We start from the raw sequence: 17,217 nt of genomic DNA on the forward strand, positions 1-17,217 counted from the left end.
TTATCGTGACTGCGATTGGAATTGCGGAGGATCAGGCATTGATCCGGGAGAGCTTAGCGATCGTTCTCTCTATGCAGCCGGACATTCAAGTAACGTGGCAAGTCGCAAACGGAAAGGAGGCGGTCGATTGCGCGGCTCGGCAGCCGGTGGATGTGATCTTAATGGATCTTCGTCTGCCTGAGATAGACGGCGTGATGGCCACTCGCCAAATTCGGAGCCGGCATCAGGATACGCTCATCCTGATCTTAACGACTTTTCACCATGACGAGTGGCTTATTGATGCGCTAAACGCCGGCGCTTCAGCGTGCTTCTTAAAGGAAGTTCCTCCCGATCTGCTTCTGCAAGCAATCCGGGCGATCGTCAAGGGCAGATGGGATCCGGAGAAGTGGACGCCGCAATGGAGAATGTATGCGCCGGAGATTCAATTTGGTATGAAGATTAACTTGCCGAACAATGGGCTGTCCACGCTAACACCCAGAGAATATGATATGCTTCGGTTAATTTGTAAAGGTTCATCGAATGCTCAGATCGCCGCCGAGCTTTATCTGAGCGAAGGAACGGTGAAGAACTACATATCCTCTCTATATGGCAAGTTAGGCGTTCGCCATCGAGGCGAAGCGATTCAAACGGCTCGCAGCCTCGGTATCCATTAGCGGCTTCTGCGTGTCATGTTCTTGGCCGGATTGACAGAGTTGGAGAAGCTGGTGAACCGGCTTGATCGCGATCTGTTCGGGAAATTCATCATGAGCCGCACAGATCGAAACGGCGTAATTGGAATCGAACAGACGGAACTGGAAGCGGCAGTTGGCGTTCTGTTCCGTGTCCATTACGGAGAAGGAATGGAGAGGCATTGACAGACCGGCGCCAATCGCTTTGACATAGCTTTCTTTCTTAGTCCATACTTCGTAGAATCGGTGACGCCTCTCTGATATGCCAATCGCCGAGTTAAGATATCGCTGTTCGTCTGGCGCGAAGTATTCAAGAGCTATATCCCTGTCCGTGCTGGTGATTCTCTCGATATCGATGCCTACCGGCTGCGTGTCAACCGCGCATAATACCCAGTCTCCAGAATGCGATATATTATAATGGAAATTCGGCAAGCCGATTACGAATGGCTTCTGATGCGGATTGAAGCCGAACGCAATCTGTTCGTTGCCGATTCTAAAGCTGTTGATGGCAACATATCGAACTAACAGCTCGGACAGTAAGGTCTGGGCGACAGCGCGTCTTAGGATCAGCCGCTCGATTCGCCTGCGCCTTGAACATGAGACGTAAGGCAAGGCGAGGCGGACCATCTCATCGCTTGCCGAAGCGATATTTACCGCGAACAGCTGCAGGACACGATCCCTCCTTTGCGGGTTCTAAGTTAGACTGAATCCGCCGTCGACCACGATGACTTGTCCCCTGATCATGGCCGCGCGAGGACTGCACAGGAAGTGTACGACACCTGCGATATCATCTGTAGAGACGAGCCGGCCGGCCGGCGTTCGTTCCAGCGTTGCTTCATACAGCTTCTGCTGAGTTGGATAACGGTCAAGCGCGTGCGTCGCGATCGTTGTCGAGGAGACCGTGTTCACATTAATGTTGTCGCCTGCAAATTCCATCGCCATATAGCGGCCTAACGATTCCAAGGCGGCTTTGGCTGTGCCGATCGCCGCATAATTCGCCAGGTATCGCTGCGATCCCAGCGAAGAAATATGGATGATGGTCGCTCCGCCTGGAGCCTTACGAAGCTGCGGCTTCAATAGCACCGACAGATGCCATATCGATCGAACGCAAACATCATAGGTATAGTCCCAATGCTTCAACTTCAAATTCTCAAGATCCCGGAAGACGCCGGCAGCCGCGTTGTTGATCAACCGGCTGACATGCGGATAATGGGACGAGACGAAATCTGCGAATGTGCCGATATCTTCAGGATCGTTCATATTCACCTGACGGGCTGCGACAGAGGCGCATTTCGGCCTAAGCTGTTCAACGGCTGTCGCGGCGCTGTCCGAGTCTTGCAAGTAGGTAAGGATAAGATGGGCGGAAGGATGGCAGAACTGTTCGGCGATGGCACGTCCGATGCCTCGCGTTCCGCCTGTTATGACTACAATTTCAGCGTTGTCGTTCATCGAATCCTCCTTCTGGAGCGGGAGTGTCGGACTCCGTCTGCAGGGGGGCAGCCAATGCGGAAGCCGATTCCCGAATGGATTGAAGCATGCGAGCCGCAATATCGGCCCGGGTAGCGTCGCGCGGGTCGGTATCGCTCATCTCGAGGACTCTCTGATACCAATGCTGCGCTTCTTTATATTCTGTTCGATCCATGAGCGCCTGGGCCAAGTGCAGACCGCCGCGCCGCCAATTGGGATGCAGCGATACGGCAATCCGATGCGAATGGAGTCCGATAACGGCATTCCCCCCTAGGATAGAGGGCAGTCGCTCGTTCAGCACAGCCCATGCATGCCAGCCGATCGGATTGAACGGGTTCCGCTTCAGCCCGGACTGAATGAGCCTTCTGCCGCGCAAGGCTAAACGGATTTTGCTTAAAGGCTGCTGCTTGTAATCTGCCAATTTAGCATACGCTCGTCCCAAGTCGACTTGTGCATACGGGTTGCCGCGCAGCTCGCGAATGCTCAACCTCTTCACGCACCGAACGAGCAGTTCTTCTGCCCGCGCCGGAGAACTGCGGAAAGCTTCCTCCAGCCACAAGTTCGCTTCTTCCAGAAGCTCGCCGCGATTGGCAGTCGGATGAAGGTCACGAAGAGTCCTCTCCCTTGCTTCGATCTCATCTTCGGTTACCTCGCCCAAATGAGATGACCATTGTCCGCTCAAGTGTGCGGTCTGCCTAAGGATCTCCAGCGAGAATTTCTTCTGTTCGGCCCGATGATCTCCCGGCGGCGTGAGCGCCAGTCCCATATGCAGGAATACATGTCGCCGCATTCTCGGAATCCGCTTCCCGATCGGGAGAACCGCGTTCGATCCCAAGATACCGATCGGCACGACCGGTACTTGATATCGGGAAGCGAGAAGGGAGACGCCCGCGCGCGGAAACCCGATTCTGCCATCCTTCGAACGGGTGCCTTCCGGGTAGACGACCAGAACGCCGCCATGCTCGAGCACTTGGCCGGCCGCATCCACGGCCTCCGTATCGACGCTGCCGCGCTTGATGGGGATGCCGCCCGCCGTGCGATTGAACCATGCGGAGAACGGAGAATCGAACAGCTCTTGCTTCGTCAGGAACTTGGGATACGGAAGCCCTCGGCTAATGATGAGCCAGGACAATAGAAAGTGATCGAAGTAGCTGGTGTGGTTGGCAGCCACGATGAAGGGAGGCTTGGGGAACGGAGTCTCGAACACAGCGGCGATATGCCGGCGAATATACAGCTCTAATGTCCGCAGCAGAATCATAGACTTCCTCCCGCCGACGCTAGCTGCAGATCGGACTTACCGCTCATCTCCGTCCCCCGTTGCGATCTGGCCGCATGAATCTCCTCGATCGAGAGCAGAGGCATGTCCCAGCGTTTAGCGAGCTTGCGGAGATCCGGCAGCCTCGCCATGGTGCCGTCGCTCTTCATAATCTCGACGATGACGGCGGCAGGCCGCAAGCCGCACATCTTGCATAGATCGGTGGAAGCTTCGGTATGGCCGCGGCGGTCCATCACGCCGTTCGGCTTCGCGATAATCGGAAATAAATGGCCGGGCCTGCACATATCCTCTTTGCGGCTGGTCGGATCCAGGAGCACTTCGATCGTTTTGGATCGTTCGTACGCGGAGATGCCTGTCGTGATGCCGTGCTTCGGATGGGCGTCAATGGAGACCGTGAACGCCGTCCGATGACTCTCGCTGTTATCCCTCACCATCAGATCCAGATCGAAGCGCCGCGCCAGCTGCTCGTCAATCGCCACGCAAATTAATCCGCGGCCGTTCTTCGCCATGAAATTGATGATTTCCGGACTGGCGAACTCGGCGGCAATGACAATATCGCCTTCATTCTCCCGTGTGAAGTCGTCGATGATAATGACGGGGCGGCCCTTTTTAAAGTGCTCCATCCCGTTCAGGAGATTAAGGGTGATGTCGGAAGGCATTAGAAGTCGCTCCCTTCTTAGCTTTAAGGTTAGCGATAAGCAACCTTAGGCGGCAGATCGTTCGTGAATTCGTCTTCGTTAAACAGATCATGGGACGCTTGTCCGGCAATTTTGACCGAGATAAAATCGAGCAGCGTGTCGATGACGCGGTTTTGATATTTCGACTGCATATACAGGAAGTTAGGGTAGGCTTGCTCGAATTTCGCAGATGAAGATGTTGAATGCTCCAAGTGGCAATTAAGGGCTTCCGGGTTGTAGGTCATCATCCAGCCGGCTCTGTCCGCGCAGTAGCCGAAGTCTGTATCTTCGGCTCCCCAGCGGGTTCCGTAATGCTCGTCGAAGCCCCCTGCCCGGTCGAAGCCTTCGCGGGAGATGGCCAGGTTGCTGGTGCAAGACTGAAGCCATTTGAAGTAGTGGCCGGGACTGACGGTGAGAGCTGTCCGCGTCCAATTCTCGCCTACGGACAGTCTGGAGGCGGTCCACAGCTTCTCAAGACCTTCCGGTGCGGCAGGTTCTGACGCGAAAGTCTCGGCGACCTCGATGGGAACGGTCCACCGTTCGCCCCGGGAGACGAACCGGCCGTTGGAGGCGGCCGCAATATGGGCTTCGACGTATCGCGGAGAAGGGATCATATCGTCATCGTTGAAAATAAGGATGTCTCCGCGCGAGACGCTTACCGCTCGATTGCGGGCGGCGCCCGCTCCCTGATTGGCCGTGTTCGTGACCTTCAAGCTGTAGGGCAGGCCCCCGCCGGCGAACGCCTCCAACGCTTTAGCCGTCTCGTCTGTCGACCCGTCGTTGCACACCACGACCTCAAACGACCGCACTGTCTGGTAGCGGAAGGCCTCCAGAACCCGGCAGAGCCGGGAGGCTTTGTTGAAGGTAGGAATAATGACGGAGGCATCCATCAGGTAGACATCCCTCCATCGATAGGGATGATGGACCCGTTGAGATAATCAGCCGCGTCCGAAGCGAGAAACATGACCATATCCGCGATATGCTCCGGCTCGCCGAATCGCCTTTGAGGAATTTTCCTTATGTACCCGTCCTTGACCTTATCCGGCATATCCGCCAGCAGTTCGGTATTGATAAAGCCCGGCGCGATCGCGTTAATTCGGATGTTCATCCTGCCCAGTTCATTGGCGAATGAGCGAGTGAAGGCGGTGAGCGCGGCTTTAGAGGCACCGTAGACGCTCCTGCCGGGGGAATTCTCATGAGCGGCAATTGACGAGATGTTGACGATACGCCCGCGGGATTCCTCGACCATGTGCGAAGCGGCTTTCGTTAGCGTTACCCAAGAGGAGAATACGTTCACGCGAAATACCTCTTCCAGCTCTTCCAGCGTTGCGTGCAAGCAAAGATTGTCGCGGCTGATGCCGGCATTATTGACGACAAAATCGACAGGGCCGGATTCCTTCAGAAAGGCATCCAACTGCTCTCCCCACGACTGGGGGTTCGTCAAATCCGCTTGAATTAAGATCGCTTCGGCGCCCTGTTCCCGGATCTGGTCCGCGACTTCGCTTGCTTGTCTCTCCGAATGCCGGTACGTGATGGCGACGCGCCTGCTAACCGAAGCCAGCTTAACGGCGCAAGCAGCCCCGATTCCTCGGGAACCGCCTGTTACGAGCGCGCAATTCGGGCTTCCATAGGCGGGAAAAGACATATCACCGTGAGCCCCCTATGCCTGATTCTCTTGTAAGCTGCGATTGCAATATTCACAAAGCGTCCCGATCGTCCTGAACGCCTCTACATTGCGCTGGGTGATCGAAATACCGAAGATCTTCTGCAGCCGGGAAGCGATCTCCAGCAGATCGATCGAATCGAGCCCAAGTCCTTCATCCGCCAATTCGATATCGTCCGTCAAATCCTCAACCTCCATATCGAGGTTCATCCTGTCTATAATCATCTGCTTCAACGCATCGTCCGAATACTCCAGCTGATTCTTGCTAACAATTGTCATTTCGATTGATCCTCCTTCACCTTATTCTGACGAATAACCCAGATAAACGGGCGGTAATCGTTCCATTTAGGACTATATCACTCCGAATACGCTCCGTGACCTAGTAGAAGTACCAGTCTTAAAACCAGACATTATACTAGGGTCCCAGTCGCTTGGATTATGCTAATGTTGGAATTGGTGGAAGGATAGCGGCGAAACTTGGCTGTTAGTTCGGATAAATGGAGGAGGCAGGTATGAGTACAGCTGTTCACGACCTCATGGACAACGAGACACGCATCAAGCCCGAAGCATTGCCGGAGGATAGACCGGCCGTACTGCAGCTTCGGGGCTTGCGCAAGAAGTTCGGCGGCCATTCGGTTATTAACGGGATCGATCTGGACGTACGCGAAGGAGAATTCTTCGGACTTCTCGGCCCTAATGGAGCAGGTAAGACAACGACTATATCCATCGTATCCGGACTGCTGGAGCCGTCCGAAGGCTCCGTGGATATCTTCGGCGACAAGATGTCCCGCCATAACAGCAAGCTGAAGAAGAAGATTGCGGTCGTCCAACAGGACTTAAGCATCTATCCCCAGCTTACTTGCATGGAGAACCTGCTATTTTTCGGCGGAATGTACGGCCTTGGCGGGCGTAAGCTGAAGGCTAAGGCGATGGAGGCGCTGGAGATCGTCGGGTTATCCGACCGGGCGAATAAGCCGAGAGCAGGCAAGTTGTCCGGCGGACAGAAGCGCCGACTTAACATCGCTGCCGCCCTCATGCACGATCCGAAGCTATTGATCCTCGATGAGCCGACCGTCGGCGTCGACCCGCAATCGCGCAATTATATTTTCGAGACGCTGCAGAAGCTGAACCGGGACGGCATGACCCTTATATATACCAGCCATTACATGGAGGAAGTCGAGCAGCTGTGCGGACGCGTAGGCATCATGGACCATGGGGAGATCATCGAGTGCAATCCCGTCCCGACACTGCTGGATCAACACGGCCAGGCCGTTGTTCGACTGAAGATTCAGGCTGCCGACGCCGCGCGCATCCTCGAAGCAGAACCGGAGCTATCGGATTCAGTCTCTCTGGCTTTGGATACCGAAGCGAACCTGGTCACTTGCGTCGCGCCTAAGCTCGTTCAAGCGTTGAACCGGATCAACCGGCTGATCGGCGACTATCGGATTGAACCGGTCAATTGCGAGGTGCTGCCCCCTTCGCTAGAGACCGTGTTCTTAAAGCTGACGGGCAAAAGCCTGCGTGATTAACGGATGGTATAGAGGAGGATCGAATCATGAGAGCTTTGCGAATATTCTGGAAGGACACGTTAATCATGCTGCGGGACCGCGGGACGATTATCAATCTGTTTGTCTTGCCCTTGATGTTCAGTTCGGTGCTAACTTTGGCATTGGGCGGGGTGTTCGGCGGCGGGAACGACGGCGGTTCTTCCACGATCCATATTCCGATCATTGCTAACGGTGAGAAGAGCCGCATGGTCATGGAGACCATCAAGCAGGTCGAAGGCGTCGACTGGAGCGAATCGACGCTGGCGGAAGCCAAGCAGAAGGTGGAAGACGGCGAGATACTCGGCGCCATCTCCTTGGAAGACAATCCCGAAGGCCAAGTGGAAGCCGTCTATTATGCGAATCCGGCCCAACTGGCGAATTCGCGTCTTGTCTACGGTCAGATTCAGGCTGCATTCTCCGCGATGAACGACGAGCAGAAGAACGCCGCAATGACCGCTACCATTCAATCGCAGCCGGATTTGAATCTAGACGATATCTACAGTCAAGCGGGAGTAGGAGAGGCGATCGGGGTTCAAGAGGAGGTGGTGGGAGGAGGTGCGAACGATGTCGAGCCAAGCTCGGCACAACAGTACTTCCCGGGCTTCACGGTCTCGTTCGTATTCTTTATCGCGGCTACAATCGCCCAATACGTCTTCATGGAGAAGGATATCGGAACGATGAAGAGACTATTGACCAGTCCGACCAAGTCGTACGCCATTATGCTGGGCAAGCTGCTCCCGCATTTCGTCGTCGGATTCATCCAAGTGCTGGTCATCTTCTCGACGGGCTTCTTCCTATTCGGGCTAAGACTGCCGAACTTCGGGTCGATTCTGCTCGTAACCGCTGCGACGGTAACGGCGGCGGTCGGGTTTGGGCTCATGATCACGTCGCTGTCCAAGACGCAGGCGCAGGCGAGCGGCGTCGCCACTCTATTTACGTTCACGCTTGCTACTGTAGGAGGCTGCTACGTTCCGCTGTTTATGATGCCTTCCTTCATGCAGACGCTCGCCAAAGCGACGCCGCAAGGCTGGGCCATGACGGCTTATCAGGATATCTTGCTGAAGGGCTACGGCATCCTTGACGTCTTGCCGTTGATCGGCGTGCTGCTCGGATTTGGATTGGTCTTCTACTTGATTGGACTGATCCGGTTCCAATTCGTATCGGAAGGAGCCCATTAAATGAGCGGGATACTGCACGACAGAGAGCTGGATGTGACCAAGCTGGATGTCACGGCCTATTTGCCCCATCGTTATCCCTTCTTGTTGATTGACCGCGTATTGGAGATCGGGGAAGGCAGGGTGAGAGGGCTGAAGAATATAACGAACTCCGACCCCGTCTTCCTCGGCCACTTTCCGGGCTACGCAATTATGCCTGGCGTTCTGCTGCTCGAGGCGATGGCGCAGATCGGGCGTTTTCTGATCCCGCTAGAGCGGAAGGTCGAGCATCCCCGGCTTGCGAGAATTACGGACGTCCATTTCCTTCGCGAGGTGGTTCCGGGGGATCAGGTCATCCTGGAGGCAGTGCTGGAAGGAGAGTTCGGCAGTTTGATCAAATACCGAACGGAGGCCGCCGTCCAAGGCCAAGCCGTCGCCCGAGCGGAATTCATAGTGAACAACGATTCGTAGATTCGTCAGTGGAAGGAGGCGCCATATGGACAAAGTATGTGTCACGGGAATCGGGATCGTATCTTCCTTAGGCATCGGATATCAAGAAGCGATCGACGGCTTGAGCAAGAAGCCGTCCGACCCGGTTCAACTGGAGCAAGGAGCATGGGGATACCCGGTAACCCGAACGGACTATAAAGCCTACATTCCGAGAGCGATGGTTCGCAAGATGGACCGGATCAGCCAAATGACGACCGCCGCCGTCCGGATGGCCATGGACCACGCCGAATCGGTCGGTCGCCCCTTTGACCAATTGGACGATGTCGGCCTTATTCTCGATACGGGGATGGGTTCCGCCTCATGCGTCAGCGCCATCTTGGAGGAAGCTTTAGGCAGCGATCCGACCATCTCTCCGCTGTTGTTCCCGAACGTGGTAGCGAACGCCGCTTCCGGACAAGCCTGCATCGCTCTCGGCTTGAAGGGATTGAGCTCCACGCTTGGCGGCGCGGGTTCCCTGATGTACGCATTCGACCTGCTGCAGACCGGACGGGCCGAACGGATTATCGTCGGCGGTTCCGATGAATTGAATCCTCTGTACACCAGAGGCTATGTTAAGCATAACGTCATTGACCGGAATATCCCGATAGGCGAAGGGGCTGTAGCCCTAGTTCTCGAGACAGAGCGAGCGGCGGTTGACCGGGGAGGAGCGGCCATCGCTTATGTGGACCATATAAGCGTTGCGACAGACCCAGGGTTCCGAACGACGGGACCGCGGACATTCAGAGGCGGCGGCTTGCATCGAACCGTCTCGGAGGCATTAAGCGCTGAACGAGCATCGTCGATTACCGCGGTCATCGGATGCGCCAACGGTTCCAGCTTGCTAGATAGGAGGGAGCGCAGCGCGGTCGGCATCGGCCTCTTGAACCGGGCGGAGCTGGTGCTGCCGAAGAAGTGGACGGGGGAAGTGTTCGGCTCTGGCTCCATATTGGGCGTTGCGGTTGCTTCGATGAGGCTGCTGCGTTCAAGCGTATACGAGCCGGCGGAGCTGGAAGTGGCGGCAGCCTCGGCCGCGGTTGCATCGGCGTCATTAACGCATCGCGCAGAACCGATGGAGAAGTTGCTGATCAACGCTTATGACGCTACACGCGGACAAGCGATGACGACCGTCATCCATAAACCGTAGAAGGGAGGGATCGGCCGGCCATAATGGTGAAGAAGGATGCCCATGAGAGAGTTGTCGTTACCGGATTGGGTGCGGTAACGCCGATTAGCTCATCGATTGACGAGTTGACGAGAGGATTGCTCCAAGGGACCAAGGGATTCGGCCCAGTCGCTCGATTCGATGCGAGCCAGTATGCCATCGACTGCGCCGCCGAGATTCGAGAGCCGGAAGGAGCGAAGTCGTTGGAGGGCTCGCGGCCTTCCCGCTTAATCCAATACGCGGCGGACGAAGCCATCGAAGACAGCGGATTAAGCGGCAGCCTATTAAGGAAGCGCACGGGAATGGTCCTCGGTACGGGGTTGGGCAGCGACGAGATTAATACCGCCATGTGGCAGGAGAGCACGGGGAGGGAGCAGGATCTCGCCGCAGTGATCGGCTCGATGGCTAGCTGCGGGGGGCGCGCCGTTGTCGATCGTTACCGCCTGACGGGACCTTCGCTCACGGTCGTAACGGCATGCGCGGCGGGAACGAACGCGGCCGGACTCGGCTTCGATCTAATTGTTCGAGGCAGAGCCGACCGAGTCATCGTCGGAGGACTGGACACGTTAACGCAACTAACGTACGGCGGATTCTCGAGCATCGGAGCGTTAGCTGAACAATGCCTGCCGTTCTCAACCGAGCGGAGCGGAACTGTATTGGGAGAGAACGCCGCGGTGCTTGTGCTGGAGCGAATGGATCTCGCCATGCAGCGCAACGCCCGCATTTATGCCGAGGTTCTCGGCTACGGGTTATCCAACGACGCCTATCATATGACGGCTCCGCGATCGGATGGCCAAGGAGCCAAGCTATCGATGCTTCGATGCTTGGCGCACGCCAATCTCGCCCCCGAGCAAGTCGATTATATCAATGCCCATGGAACCGGCACGGTATTGAATGACGAGATGGAGCTGCTGGCCCTGCAGGAGGTGTTCGGCGATCATTTTCCCCGTCTGTACATCAGCTCGACGAAGTCTCAGATCGGGCACGGATTGTCCAGTGCGGGAGGGATTGAGTTGATCGCCTCGGTGCTCGGTCTCTATCATGGCTTTCTGCCGCCTACCGCGCACGACCGGGAGACGATGCGGGCGAATCCCCGCCAATTCGTTCAAGGACAAGCTCTGCTTGCGCAAGCGGAAGTGGCGGTATCGAATTCGTTCGCATTCGGCGGACACTGCGCGTCGATTGCCATTAAGCGGTGGGAACGTGACTAGCCTGGACGCCGGATCGAACCTGACCGTTGCAGCCGATAGAGGGAACGACCGTATCTCCTTGCCTGTCATGCAGCCGGAAGTGTTGGGTTATTCGCACCATGCCTATCTATTCACGATCGGTTCGCCCAATCCGTCTTATGACAACTGGCTGGGCCATCATTACGTGCAATTGTGGTGCCCGGCCGACTTTGCCGAGAATCGGGATACGCACTTCGATTTTTACTGGGACACGCATTATAAAGGCTATTATTGGCTCAAGACGTTGAAGCTGAGCCGGGAAGCGATCGCGAAATTCCCCGGTATCCTCGAGTTTCTGCTGCACCGGTTGCTGCAGGGCTGGTACGTGATCCTTTATGTTGATGAATACTACATCCCTGACCGTCCCTTCACTCTCCGAACGCACTTCTATCATGAGATAATGATATATGGCTTTGACCGCTCCACTCGGACTTTCGATACGGCTGGATTTAACGCTCGAGGCATCTACGGGTATCAGACCGTCAGCTTCGACGAGCTTGTTGTCGCCTATCAAGAGGTGCCGATCGTGCCGGACGCCGAGTTCGCGAACGCTTATCTTATTCAGGCCAAGCCGGATGCCGGTTACCCGGCGGATCTCGACGAGACGATTGAGATGATGAAGGACTATCTATTCTCGCGGAACACGTTCGAGCGGCGCAACGGGCACTTGCTGTCGTTAATGGATAGCGGCGGCGCATCATCGGGCCCCTACGAATACCATTACCGGTCGTTCCAATCGAAGCGCTCGTACGTGTTTGGCCTTCGGGCGTACCAGGAATTAATCCGTTACCTGGCGCTTCTCGAGCACAAGATGACAAGCGCCGACATTCGCCCGTTCCATATTCTGCGCGAGCACAAGCAATGCCAGCTTCGGAGAATTCGTTACTTTGAGGCGCAATACGGTATTGGACGGGAAGAAGGCTGGCCCGAACAGGCCCTCGGCTTGTGGAACCTATCGGATCTGGTCTGCAAATATATGCTGAAATATCAATTGACTAACGATAAACGCATCCTATCCAAGTGCGAACAGAAACTGATCGAGCTGCTGAACGCAGAATCCGCATTGCTTCTGAAGGTGCTAGAACGATTGACCGCAGTCTACCTGGAGGGGAGCCGGAACTCATGAATCTCATGGAGAACGTTCGCCAGTTAATCGTAGAGGCGTCCGAGGGGGCCGTATCGCCGGATCAAGTACTGCGGGCGGGGGACCGCCTCACGGATCTAGGGTTGGATTCGCTGGCAGTGATTAAGCTGATCGTGTTAATCGAAGAGAATTACGGCATTGAACTGGACATTGAAGAAGCAGAGAATCGGCAGCTGCTTCATTCCTTGTCTCGTCTCTGCGAGTACCTTCATATGGAGGCGGGCCTTCCGCAGCCTTAAAGGAGCGATATCGATGCAAGATCAGGAGGTTGTCAAAGAGGACGTTATCAAGCAGGACGTCCTTGCCGACATGACTTATGCTTCTAAGATTCTCTATTTGGAGGGCCATAACGACATTAACAACGGCCAAATCTCCTATCGGTCCGGCGCAGAGGAGATTTGGATCCGCAAAGCCTTCCTCGGATGGGAAGAGACGACGGAAGACGATTATATTCTGATTGACCGGGATGGGAGCAGGCTTCAGCGCGACGGAATCATTCCGGCGGAATGGCCTTTGCATACGGAGATCTACAAGCGGCGTCAGGACGTGCGCTGCATTATCCACTCTCACCCGCCGTATGCCATGGTGTTCGGAGCTACGGACTTAACGCTGCGGCCGATTACGCATGACGCCGTGCCTATTATGAATACGGCTCGGTTTGACTTGACGACCAATACCGTCACTCATCCGAAGATCGGAACGGAAGTAGCCGAAGCGTTGGGAACGTGCAATACGTTGTTGCTGAAGAACCATGGCATCGTGTCTGTCGGCCGGACGGTGCCCGAAGCCGTGTGCTGGGCGCTCGCGCTGGAGAACGCGTGCAAGCTTCAGCTGTTAGCTGAATCGACAGGTGTCCCATATTCCTGGACGAATGATACCGAAGCCAAGCTGAAGAAGAAGATTATCTTCGGAGCCGCGGCTGTGCGCGAATATTGGGCGTATTGGTGTCGGAAAGCCGATCGTCATTTTGGAACGGGGTTGAGGAGCCGTGCTTGAAGCCGTACAGCCCGTGTCCGGGCTTCAATCGGATGATCCCATAGCTGACTTCCTAGAATTGACCCGGAACGTGCAAGGGAGAGAATACGCTGGCTCGAATTACCTTCTTCTCCCCAGGCCGGAACGGACGAAGAGGTATGACGGGGCTTATATCCGGTTCAAGTCGTCCTTGCCTGGGGCCCGCGATTCAAGCGGAGAGGCGAGGTTTAATGCCGATTTGCTGGAGAGGATCTTGCTGACCGCTTACCGGCTGACATCCGTCAAATTTTACGGCTATCAGTCCGAGATGGTCTGGTCCGTTCCTTCCGCGGGCGGATGCTACCCCTTCGAGGTCTATGCCGTCGTCCGGTCGTTGGAAGGGATCGAGCCCGGCGTCTACGCTTACTCCCCATTGCATGCAGCTCTCTATCGCGTGTCGGACCTCGAGCATCGTTTTCTGCTGGAGGAATCGCTGCTGGAAGAGGATCGGGGTTCCGCGTTCCACATCGTCCTATCGGTCGTGCCGTGGCGCAGTTGCTGGAAGTATTCCTATCGCGGCTATCGGTACAGTCTGCTCGATTCGGGACATCTGCTTGCCAACTTCCAATTTGTTCTTCAGTCGCTGAACCTGACCTTCACCTCCTATGCCCATGTTCGTACGCCTTATATCAAGACACTGTTAAGGCTGGACAAGCTGGAGGAGCCGGTCAGTCTGATTAGCGTTCATGACCCGATGGGAGAGGCGACAGTCTCCTCATCTGAGCCCGGATACGACGGCCAAGAAGCCAACTATAGCCGGCCGATCACAACGGACACCGGACACCAGCAGTTCGACTGGACTCCTCTGCTGCGATATCAAGAGGCCGTTCGGCGGACAACGAAGGAGCCGCAGCGGGAATGGCTGGCCTCATGTCCGAGAACGACGTTAGGACAAGACATCGGCCGGTTATCCGAGCTTATCGTGCAGCGCAGATCCTGCTCCGCGTTCCTGCCGGTGCCGCTCCCGGAGGAGGATTGGGGCCGGCTGCTCTCCTTCCTCAGCGATCTGCCATATCCGTATCAGCTATTCGTCATCCTTCACAAGTCTTCGAGTACGGCGCCAGGGCTTTATCAGGTTGACCTAGGTAGGCTGATCCCCATAGGCGAAGGCGATTACCGTGAGCAGTCGGGCCGCATCTGCTTCAATCAAGAATTCGTTTGCGAAGCGTCTGCGGTCTACTTCATGGCATTCGACACGAGCAAGCTGTCGGGCCAACCGGCTTGGTCTCTGCAGAGAACGCTGATCGAGGCGGGATGCTTGGGGCAAGCTATGTATTTGAAGTGCCGGGAGATGGGAATCGGCTATTCCTCGATCGGGGGTTATTACGAAGACGGCGTCCGGCAGCTGTTCGGCCTGCCTCCGGAGATGGAAATCTTCTATGCCGGCGTCCTTGGCAAAGAAGACCCGAATTCCGAATTCAAGATTAAGAAGGACCGCTACGAGCTGAATAAACCTAGTCAGCCGGGCAGAACGAAATTTGAATACGGGAGCCGAACGATGATTGTGGACCGTCTTTATCAAAGCGTGCAGCAGCATGCCGGACGTACGGCCGTCATCTATGGAGAGGACGTGTATACCTACGATCAGCTGTGGCAGCGCATCCGGCAGATGGCCGAGCAGCTAAAGCGACGGATACCGAATGGGTACCCGGTAGGCATCTGCATGAGGAACTCGCCGGACTATTTGTTTGTCTACTACGGTTTATTGATGAACGGACACATTCCCATGCTAATCGATCATACGCTTACTAATGTTGAAATTGCCGGATTGTGCCGGGATTATCATATCGGCACGGTCATTACCCTAGAAGATGGCCGGGTACACATTCAAGAGATGGCTGAGAAGTATCCGGACTATGATGCCGATCAATTCGTGAACGTGGCAACTTGCCGGTTCTCTTCCGGGACGACGGGCAAGCCTAAATGCCTCATGTTCACGCATGATGCGATTTGCAGCGCGGCCGAGAATTGGTCCGATGCCGCCTCCATCTTGAAGTCCGATCTTGTGCTGTGCACGGCGCTGTTCCACAACGGATTAGCTTTTAATACCGCGCTGCTGTCCGTCTTCTTGAAGGGAGCGGCCCTCATCCTACCGCGGCAGATCACGCCCAAGACGCTGTGGCAGGAAGTGCTTCGGCGGCAAGCAACGATTCTAGTGGCATTCCCGGTCGTGTACGACATGCTATCCAAATCGAAATATGTCGATATCGGCCATTCGATCCGCTTGTGTATATCCTCCGCCGCTCCGCTGCACGAGAATGTCAAGCGTGCTTTCCTAGACAAGTCGGGGCTTGCAATTTGCGATTATTACGGCATCGTCGAGGCGGGTCCGGCAACCTTTAATGACGGCCGGCGCGACGCTTCCGTAGGCTATCCGATTCCGGGCGTTCAATTGCGCATCGTCGATGAGAGGGGCAAGGAGTGCGCAGAGGGGACCGTCGGCACGCTTCAGATTAAATCGGCTTCGATGGCGAAAGGTTATTATAAAGTGCCTGGATCGTTCCATGAATTGATTACCCCGGACGGTTATTATCATTCCAGCGATCGGGCCTACATGAGAGACGGGCATCTGTATGTCGTCGGCCGCAAGAACGATTTGATCAACGTGGCCGGCAAGAAAGTGGATCCCGCGGAATTGGAGAACGTATTGCTGCAATATCCGTCTATCCGCGATGCTGCCGTTGCGGGCATGCTGAACGCGAGCAAGACTTCTGAGTACCCGGTTGCCTTCGTTGTTGCCGATGGAGAGCTTGATGAGCCTTCCGTCGTTCAACATTGCCGGGAGAGATTAGCTCCGTTCAAATTGCCGCAGAAGTATATCGTCGTCGATCAGATCCCGCGAAGCGGCGTCGGCAAAATTAAGCGTCAGGAGTTGATCAACAATGCTGCCTTCGAAGAATCCCATGACTGACGGAGCGTTAACGATCGGCATTGTCGGAGGTACCGGCAAGATGGGCAGGGCGATCTTCCATGAGTCCTTAAATCGGGAAGATATGAGCACATCCCTCATACTCGCTCGGCGGGCGGATCTCTTGGAGGCTGATCGGTCGTTCACGGCGGCGGATCAGGAAGCTCGTTCGCCAATTCAATTTCTCACAACAGTTGATAAGCCTTCGTGCCGGGTCATGATTGACTTCTCTCATCCCTCGATGATGGAGAGATATGTTCCGGCCCTGCTTCGTTCTCCAACTCCCTTGGTGATTGGAACGAGCGGAGTTCGTGATCACCCCGGCTTCGCGGGAATCGAACAATTGAGCCGTTATGCTCCGGTATTGGCTGCTACGAATGTTAGCTTGGGAATGAGCATCTTGTTCCATATGGTCAAAGAGATCTCCAAGCTTATGCCAATATCTTATCATGCGGAGGTTCTGGACATTCATCAGAGAACGAAGAGAGAAGCGCCGGGGGACACGGCCAAGAAGCTGGCGCAGACGCTAGCGGAATGTCGCGGGAAGGCGCATCAAGCGGAGTTCCCGATCGTCATGAACGGCGAGAGTCGAGGCGAAGGGGACCTCTCGATCGGGGTTCAAGCTCTGCGCTTAGGTTACGGCGTAGGCGAACATACCGTTTACTTCGCCGGTCCAGGCGAAAGGCTGGAATTAACGCATCGGGTATTCGATCGAAGCATTCTGGCCAAGACCGTCTTATCGGCCGCCGAATGGATCGTCGATCAGGCTCCCGGTTTATATGATATGAATGACTTCTATGGAATAATATAGTTGAAGAA

The 17,217-nt window shown here is 55.6% G+C and carries 18 protein-coding genes; 11 read left to right on the forward strand and 7 right to left on the reverse strand.

All coding sequences use genetic code 11. The annotated features are described in order from the left end of the window. Positions 1–5 precede the first annotated feature (5 nt). Positions 6–653 (forward strand): response regulator transcription factor, encoded by a 648-nt coding sequence (locus tag H4Q31_RS08975; RefSeq protein WP_185178735.1) that lies wholly within the window; start codon positions 6–8, stop codon positions 651–653. Here the strand turns inward: H4Q31_RS08975 and H4Q31_RS21960 are convergent. The 7 genes from H4Q31_RS21960 to H4Q31_RS09010 all read right to left on the reverse strand — a co-directional run bounded on the left by H4Q31_RS21960 (position 594) and on the right by H4Q31_RS09010 (position 6,030). Next, complete coding sequence (locus H4Q31_RS21960; protein ID WP_185178736.1) at positions 594–1,295, reverse strand: 4'-phosphopantetheinyl transferase family protein; 702 nt, start codon at positions 1,293–1,295, stop codon at positions 594–596. The two genes, H4Q31_RS08975 and H4Q31_RS21960, sit on opposite strands and share 60 nt — an antisense overlap. A gap of 66 nt (positions 1,296–1,361) precedes the next feature. Beyond that, complete coding sequence (locus tag H4Q31_RS08985) at positions 1,362–2,117, reverse strand: SDR family oxidoreductase (protein WP_185178737.1); 756 nt, start codon at positions 2,115–2,117, stop codon at positions 1,362–1,364. Beyond that, positions 2,101–3,393 (reverse strand): lysophospholipid acyltransferase family protein, encoded by a 1,293-nt coding sequence (locus H4Q31_RS08990; protein WP_185178738.1) that lies wholly within the window; start codon positions 3,391–3,393, stop codon positions 2,101–2,103. The genes H4Q31_RS08985 and H4Q31_RS08990 overlap by 17 nt, the downstream gene beginning before the upstream one ends. Further along, complete coding sequence (gene ribB / locus H4Q31_RS08995) at positions 3,390–4,070, reverse strand: 3,4-dihydroxy-2-butanone-4-phosphate synthase (RefSeq protein WP_185178739.1); 681 nt, start codon at positions 4,068–4,070, stop codon at positions 3,390–3,392. The genes H4Q31_RS08990 and ribB overlap by 4 nt, the downstream gene beginning before the upstream one ends. 29 nt (positions 4,071–4,099) lie before the next feature. After that, positions 4,100–4,978 carry a glycosyltransferase family 2 protein gene (locus H4Q31_RS09000; RefSeq protein ID WP_185178740.1) on the reverse strand — a complete coding sequence of 293 codons (879 nt, stop codon included), beginning with the start codon at positions 4,976–4,978 and terminating at the stop codon, positions 4,100–4,102. Further along, positions 4,978–5,733, reverse strand: a complete 756-nt coding sequence (locus H4Q31_RS09005) for an SDR family NAD(P)-dependent oxidoreductase (RefSeq protein ID WP_185178741.1) — start codon at positions 5,731–5,733, stop codon at positions 4,978–4,980. The genes H4Q31_RS09000 and H4Q31_RS09005 overlap by 1 nt, the downstream gene beginning before the upstream one ends. 15 nt (positions 5,734–5,748) lie before the next feature. After that, a complete protein-coding gene (locus H4Q31_RS09010) occupies positions 5,749–6,030 on the reverse strand; it encodes an acyl carrier protein (RefSeq protein WP_185178742.1) in 282 nt (93 codons plus the stop codon). Between the two features lie 233 nt (positions 6,031–6,263). Here H4Q31_RS09010 and H4Q31_RS09015 point away from each other — a divergent pair, with 233 nt between their 5' ends. From H4Q31_RS09015 to dapB, 10 genes are read left to right on the forward strand one after another with little or no spacing between them, the layout of a single operon-like run. Then, positions 6,264–7,280, forward strand: a complete 1,017-nt coding sequence (locus tag H4Q31_RS09015) for an ABC transporter ATP-binding protein (RefSeq protein WP_185178743.1) — start codon at positions 6,264–6,266, stop codon at positions 7,278–7,280. Between the two features lie 26 nt (positions 7,281–7,306). Beyond that, positions 7,307–8,476 (forward strand): ABC transporter permease, encoded by a 1,170-nt coding sequence (locus H4Q31_RS09020; protein ID WP_185178744.1) that lies wholly within the window; start codon positions 7,307–7,309, stop codon positions 8,474–8,476. Further along, positions 8,477–8,923, forward strand: coding sequence for a 3-hydroxyacyl-ACP dehydratase FabZ (gene fabZ / locus H4Q31_RS09025; RefSeq protein WP_185178745.1), 447 nt, complete (start codon positions 8,477–8,479; stop codon positions 8,921–8,923). Between the two features lie 25 nt (positions 8,924–8,948). After that, positions 8,949–10,085, forward strand: coding sequence for a beta-ketoacyl synthase N-terminal-like domain-containing protein (locus H4Q31_RS09030; protein WP_185178746.1), 1,137 nt, complete (start codon positions 8,949–8,951; stop codon positions 10,083–10,085). Positions 10,086–10,108: 23 nt separating this feature from the next. After that, a complete protein-coding gene (locus tag H4Q31_RS09035) occupies positions 10,109–11,314 on the forward strand; it encodes a beta-ketoacyl-[acyl-carrier-protein] synthase family protein (RefSeq protein WP_185178747.1) in 1,206 nt (401 codons plus the stop codon). After that, complete coding sequence (locus H4Q31_RS09040; RefSeq protein WP_185178748.1) at positions 11,307–12,458, forward strand: hypothetical protein; 1,152 nt, start codon at positions 11,307–11,309, stop codon at positions 12,456–12,458. The genes H4Q31_RS09035 and H4Q31_RS09040 overlap by 8 nt, the downstream gene beginning before the upstream one ends. Continuing rightward, a complete protein-coding gene (locus H4Q31_RS09045) occupies positions 12,455–12,715 on the forward strand; it encodes an acyl carrier protein (RefSeq protein ID WP_185178749.1) in 261 nt (86 codons plus the stop codon). Before H4Q31_RS09040 ends, H4Q31_RS09045 begins: the two co-directional genes overlap by 4 nt. A 13-nt stretch (positions 12,716–12,728) precedes the next feature. Continuing rightward, a complete protein-coding gene (locus H4Q31_RS09050; protein ID WP_185178750.1) occupies positions 12,729–13,472 on the forward strand; it encodes a class II aldolase/adducin family protein in 744 nt (247 codons plus the stop codon). Further along, complete coding sequence (locus H4Q31_RS09055) at positions 13,465–16,401, forward strand: AMP-binding protein (RefSeq protein ID WP_311771706.1); 2,937 nt, start codon at positions 13,465–13,467, stop codon at positions 16,399–16,401. Before H4Q31_RS09050 ends, H4Q31_RS09055 begins: the two co-directional genes overlap by 8 nt. Continuing rightward, entirely contained in the window at positions 16,373–17,209 is an 837-nt protein-coding gene (dapB, locus tag H4Q31_RS09060) for a 4-hydroxy-tetrahydrodipicolinate reductase (protein WP_185178751.1), read from the forward strand. The genes H4Q31_RS09055 and dapB overlap by 29 nt, the downstream gene beginning before the upstream one ends. The last annotated feature ends 8 nt before the right edge of the window (positions 17,210–17,217 follow it).

It is taken from the genome of Cohnella lubricantis, from assembly GCF_014212015.1.
Classification (GTDB): domain Bacteria; phylum Bacillota; class Bacilli; order Paenibacillales; family Paenibacillaceae; genus Cohnella; species Cohnella lubricantis.

Coding starts and splice junctions, on each gene's coding strand:
- H4Q31_RS21960 (WP_185178736.1), bottom strand. CDS start 1,295: ATGGTCCGCCTCGCCTTGCCTTACGTCTCATGTTCAAGGCGCAGGCGA.
- H4Q31_RS08985 (WP_185178737.1), bottom strand. CDS start 2,117: ATGAACGACAACGCTGAAATTGTAGTCATAACAGGCGGAACGCGAGGC.
- H4Q31_RS08990 (WP_185178738.1), bottom strand. CDS start 3,393: ATGATTCTGCTGCGGACATTAGAGCTGTATATTCGCCGGCATATCGCC.
- ribB (WP_185178739.1), bottom strand. CDS start 4,070: ATGCCTTCCGACATCACCCTTAATCTCCTGAACGGGATGGAGCACTTT.
- H4Q31_RS09000 (WP_185178740.1), bottom strand. CDS start 4,978: ATGGATGCCTCCGTCATTATTCCTACCTTCAACAAAGCCTCCCGGCTC.
- H4Q31_RS09005 (WP_185178741.1), bottom strand. CDS start 5,733: ATGTCTTTTCCCGCCTATGGAAGCCCGAATTGCGCGCTCGTAACAGGC.
- H4Q31_RS09010 (WP_185178742.1), bottom strand. CDS start 6,030: ATGACAATTGTTAGCAAGAATCAGCTGGAGTATTCGGACGATGCGTTG.
- H4Q31_RS09015 (WP_185178743.1), top strand. CDS start 6,264: ATGAGTACAGCTGTTCACGACCTCATGGACAACGAGACACGCATCAAG.
- H4Q31_RS09020 (WP_185178744.1), top strand. CDS start 7,307: ATGAGAGCTTTGCGAATATTCTGGAAGGACACGTTAATCATGCTGCGG.
- fabZ (WP_185178745.1), top strand. CDS start 8,477: ATGAGCGGGATACTGCACGACAGAGAGCTGGATGTGACCAAGCTGGAT.
- H4Q31_RS09030 (WP_185178746.1), top strand. CDS start 8,949: ATGGACAAAGTATGTGTCACGGGAATCGGGATCGTATCTTCCTTAGGC.
- H4Q31_RS09035 (WP_185178747.1), top strand. CDS start 10,109: ATGGTGAAGAAGGATGCCCATGAGAGAGTTGTCGTTACCGGATTGGGT.
- H4Q31_RS09045 (WP_185178749.1), top strand. CDS start 12,455: ATGAATCTCATGGAGAACGTTCGCCAGTTAATCGTAGAGGCGTCCGAG.
- H4Q31_RS09050 (WP_185178750.1), top strand. CDS start 12,729: ATGCAAGATCAGGAGGTTGTCAAAGAGGACGTTATCAAGCAGGACGTC.
- dapB (WP_185178751.1), top strand. CDS start 16,373: ATGCTGCCTTCGAAGAATCCCATGACTGACGGAGCGTTAACGATCGGC.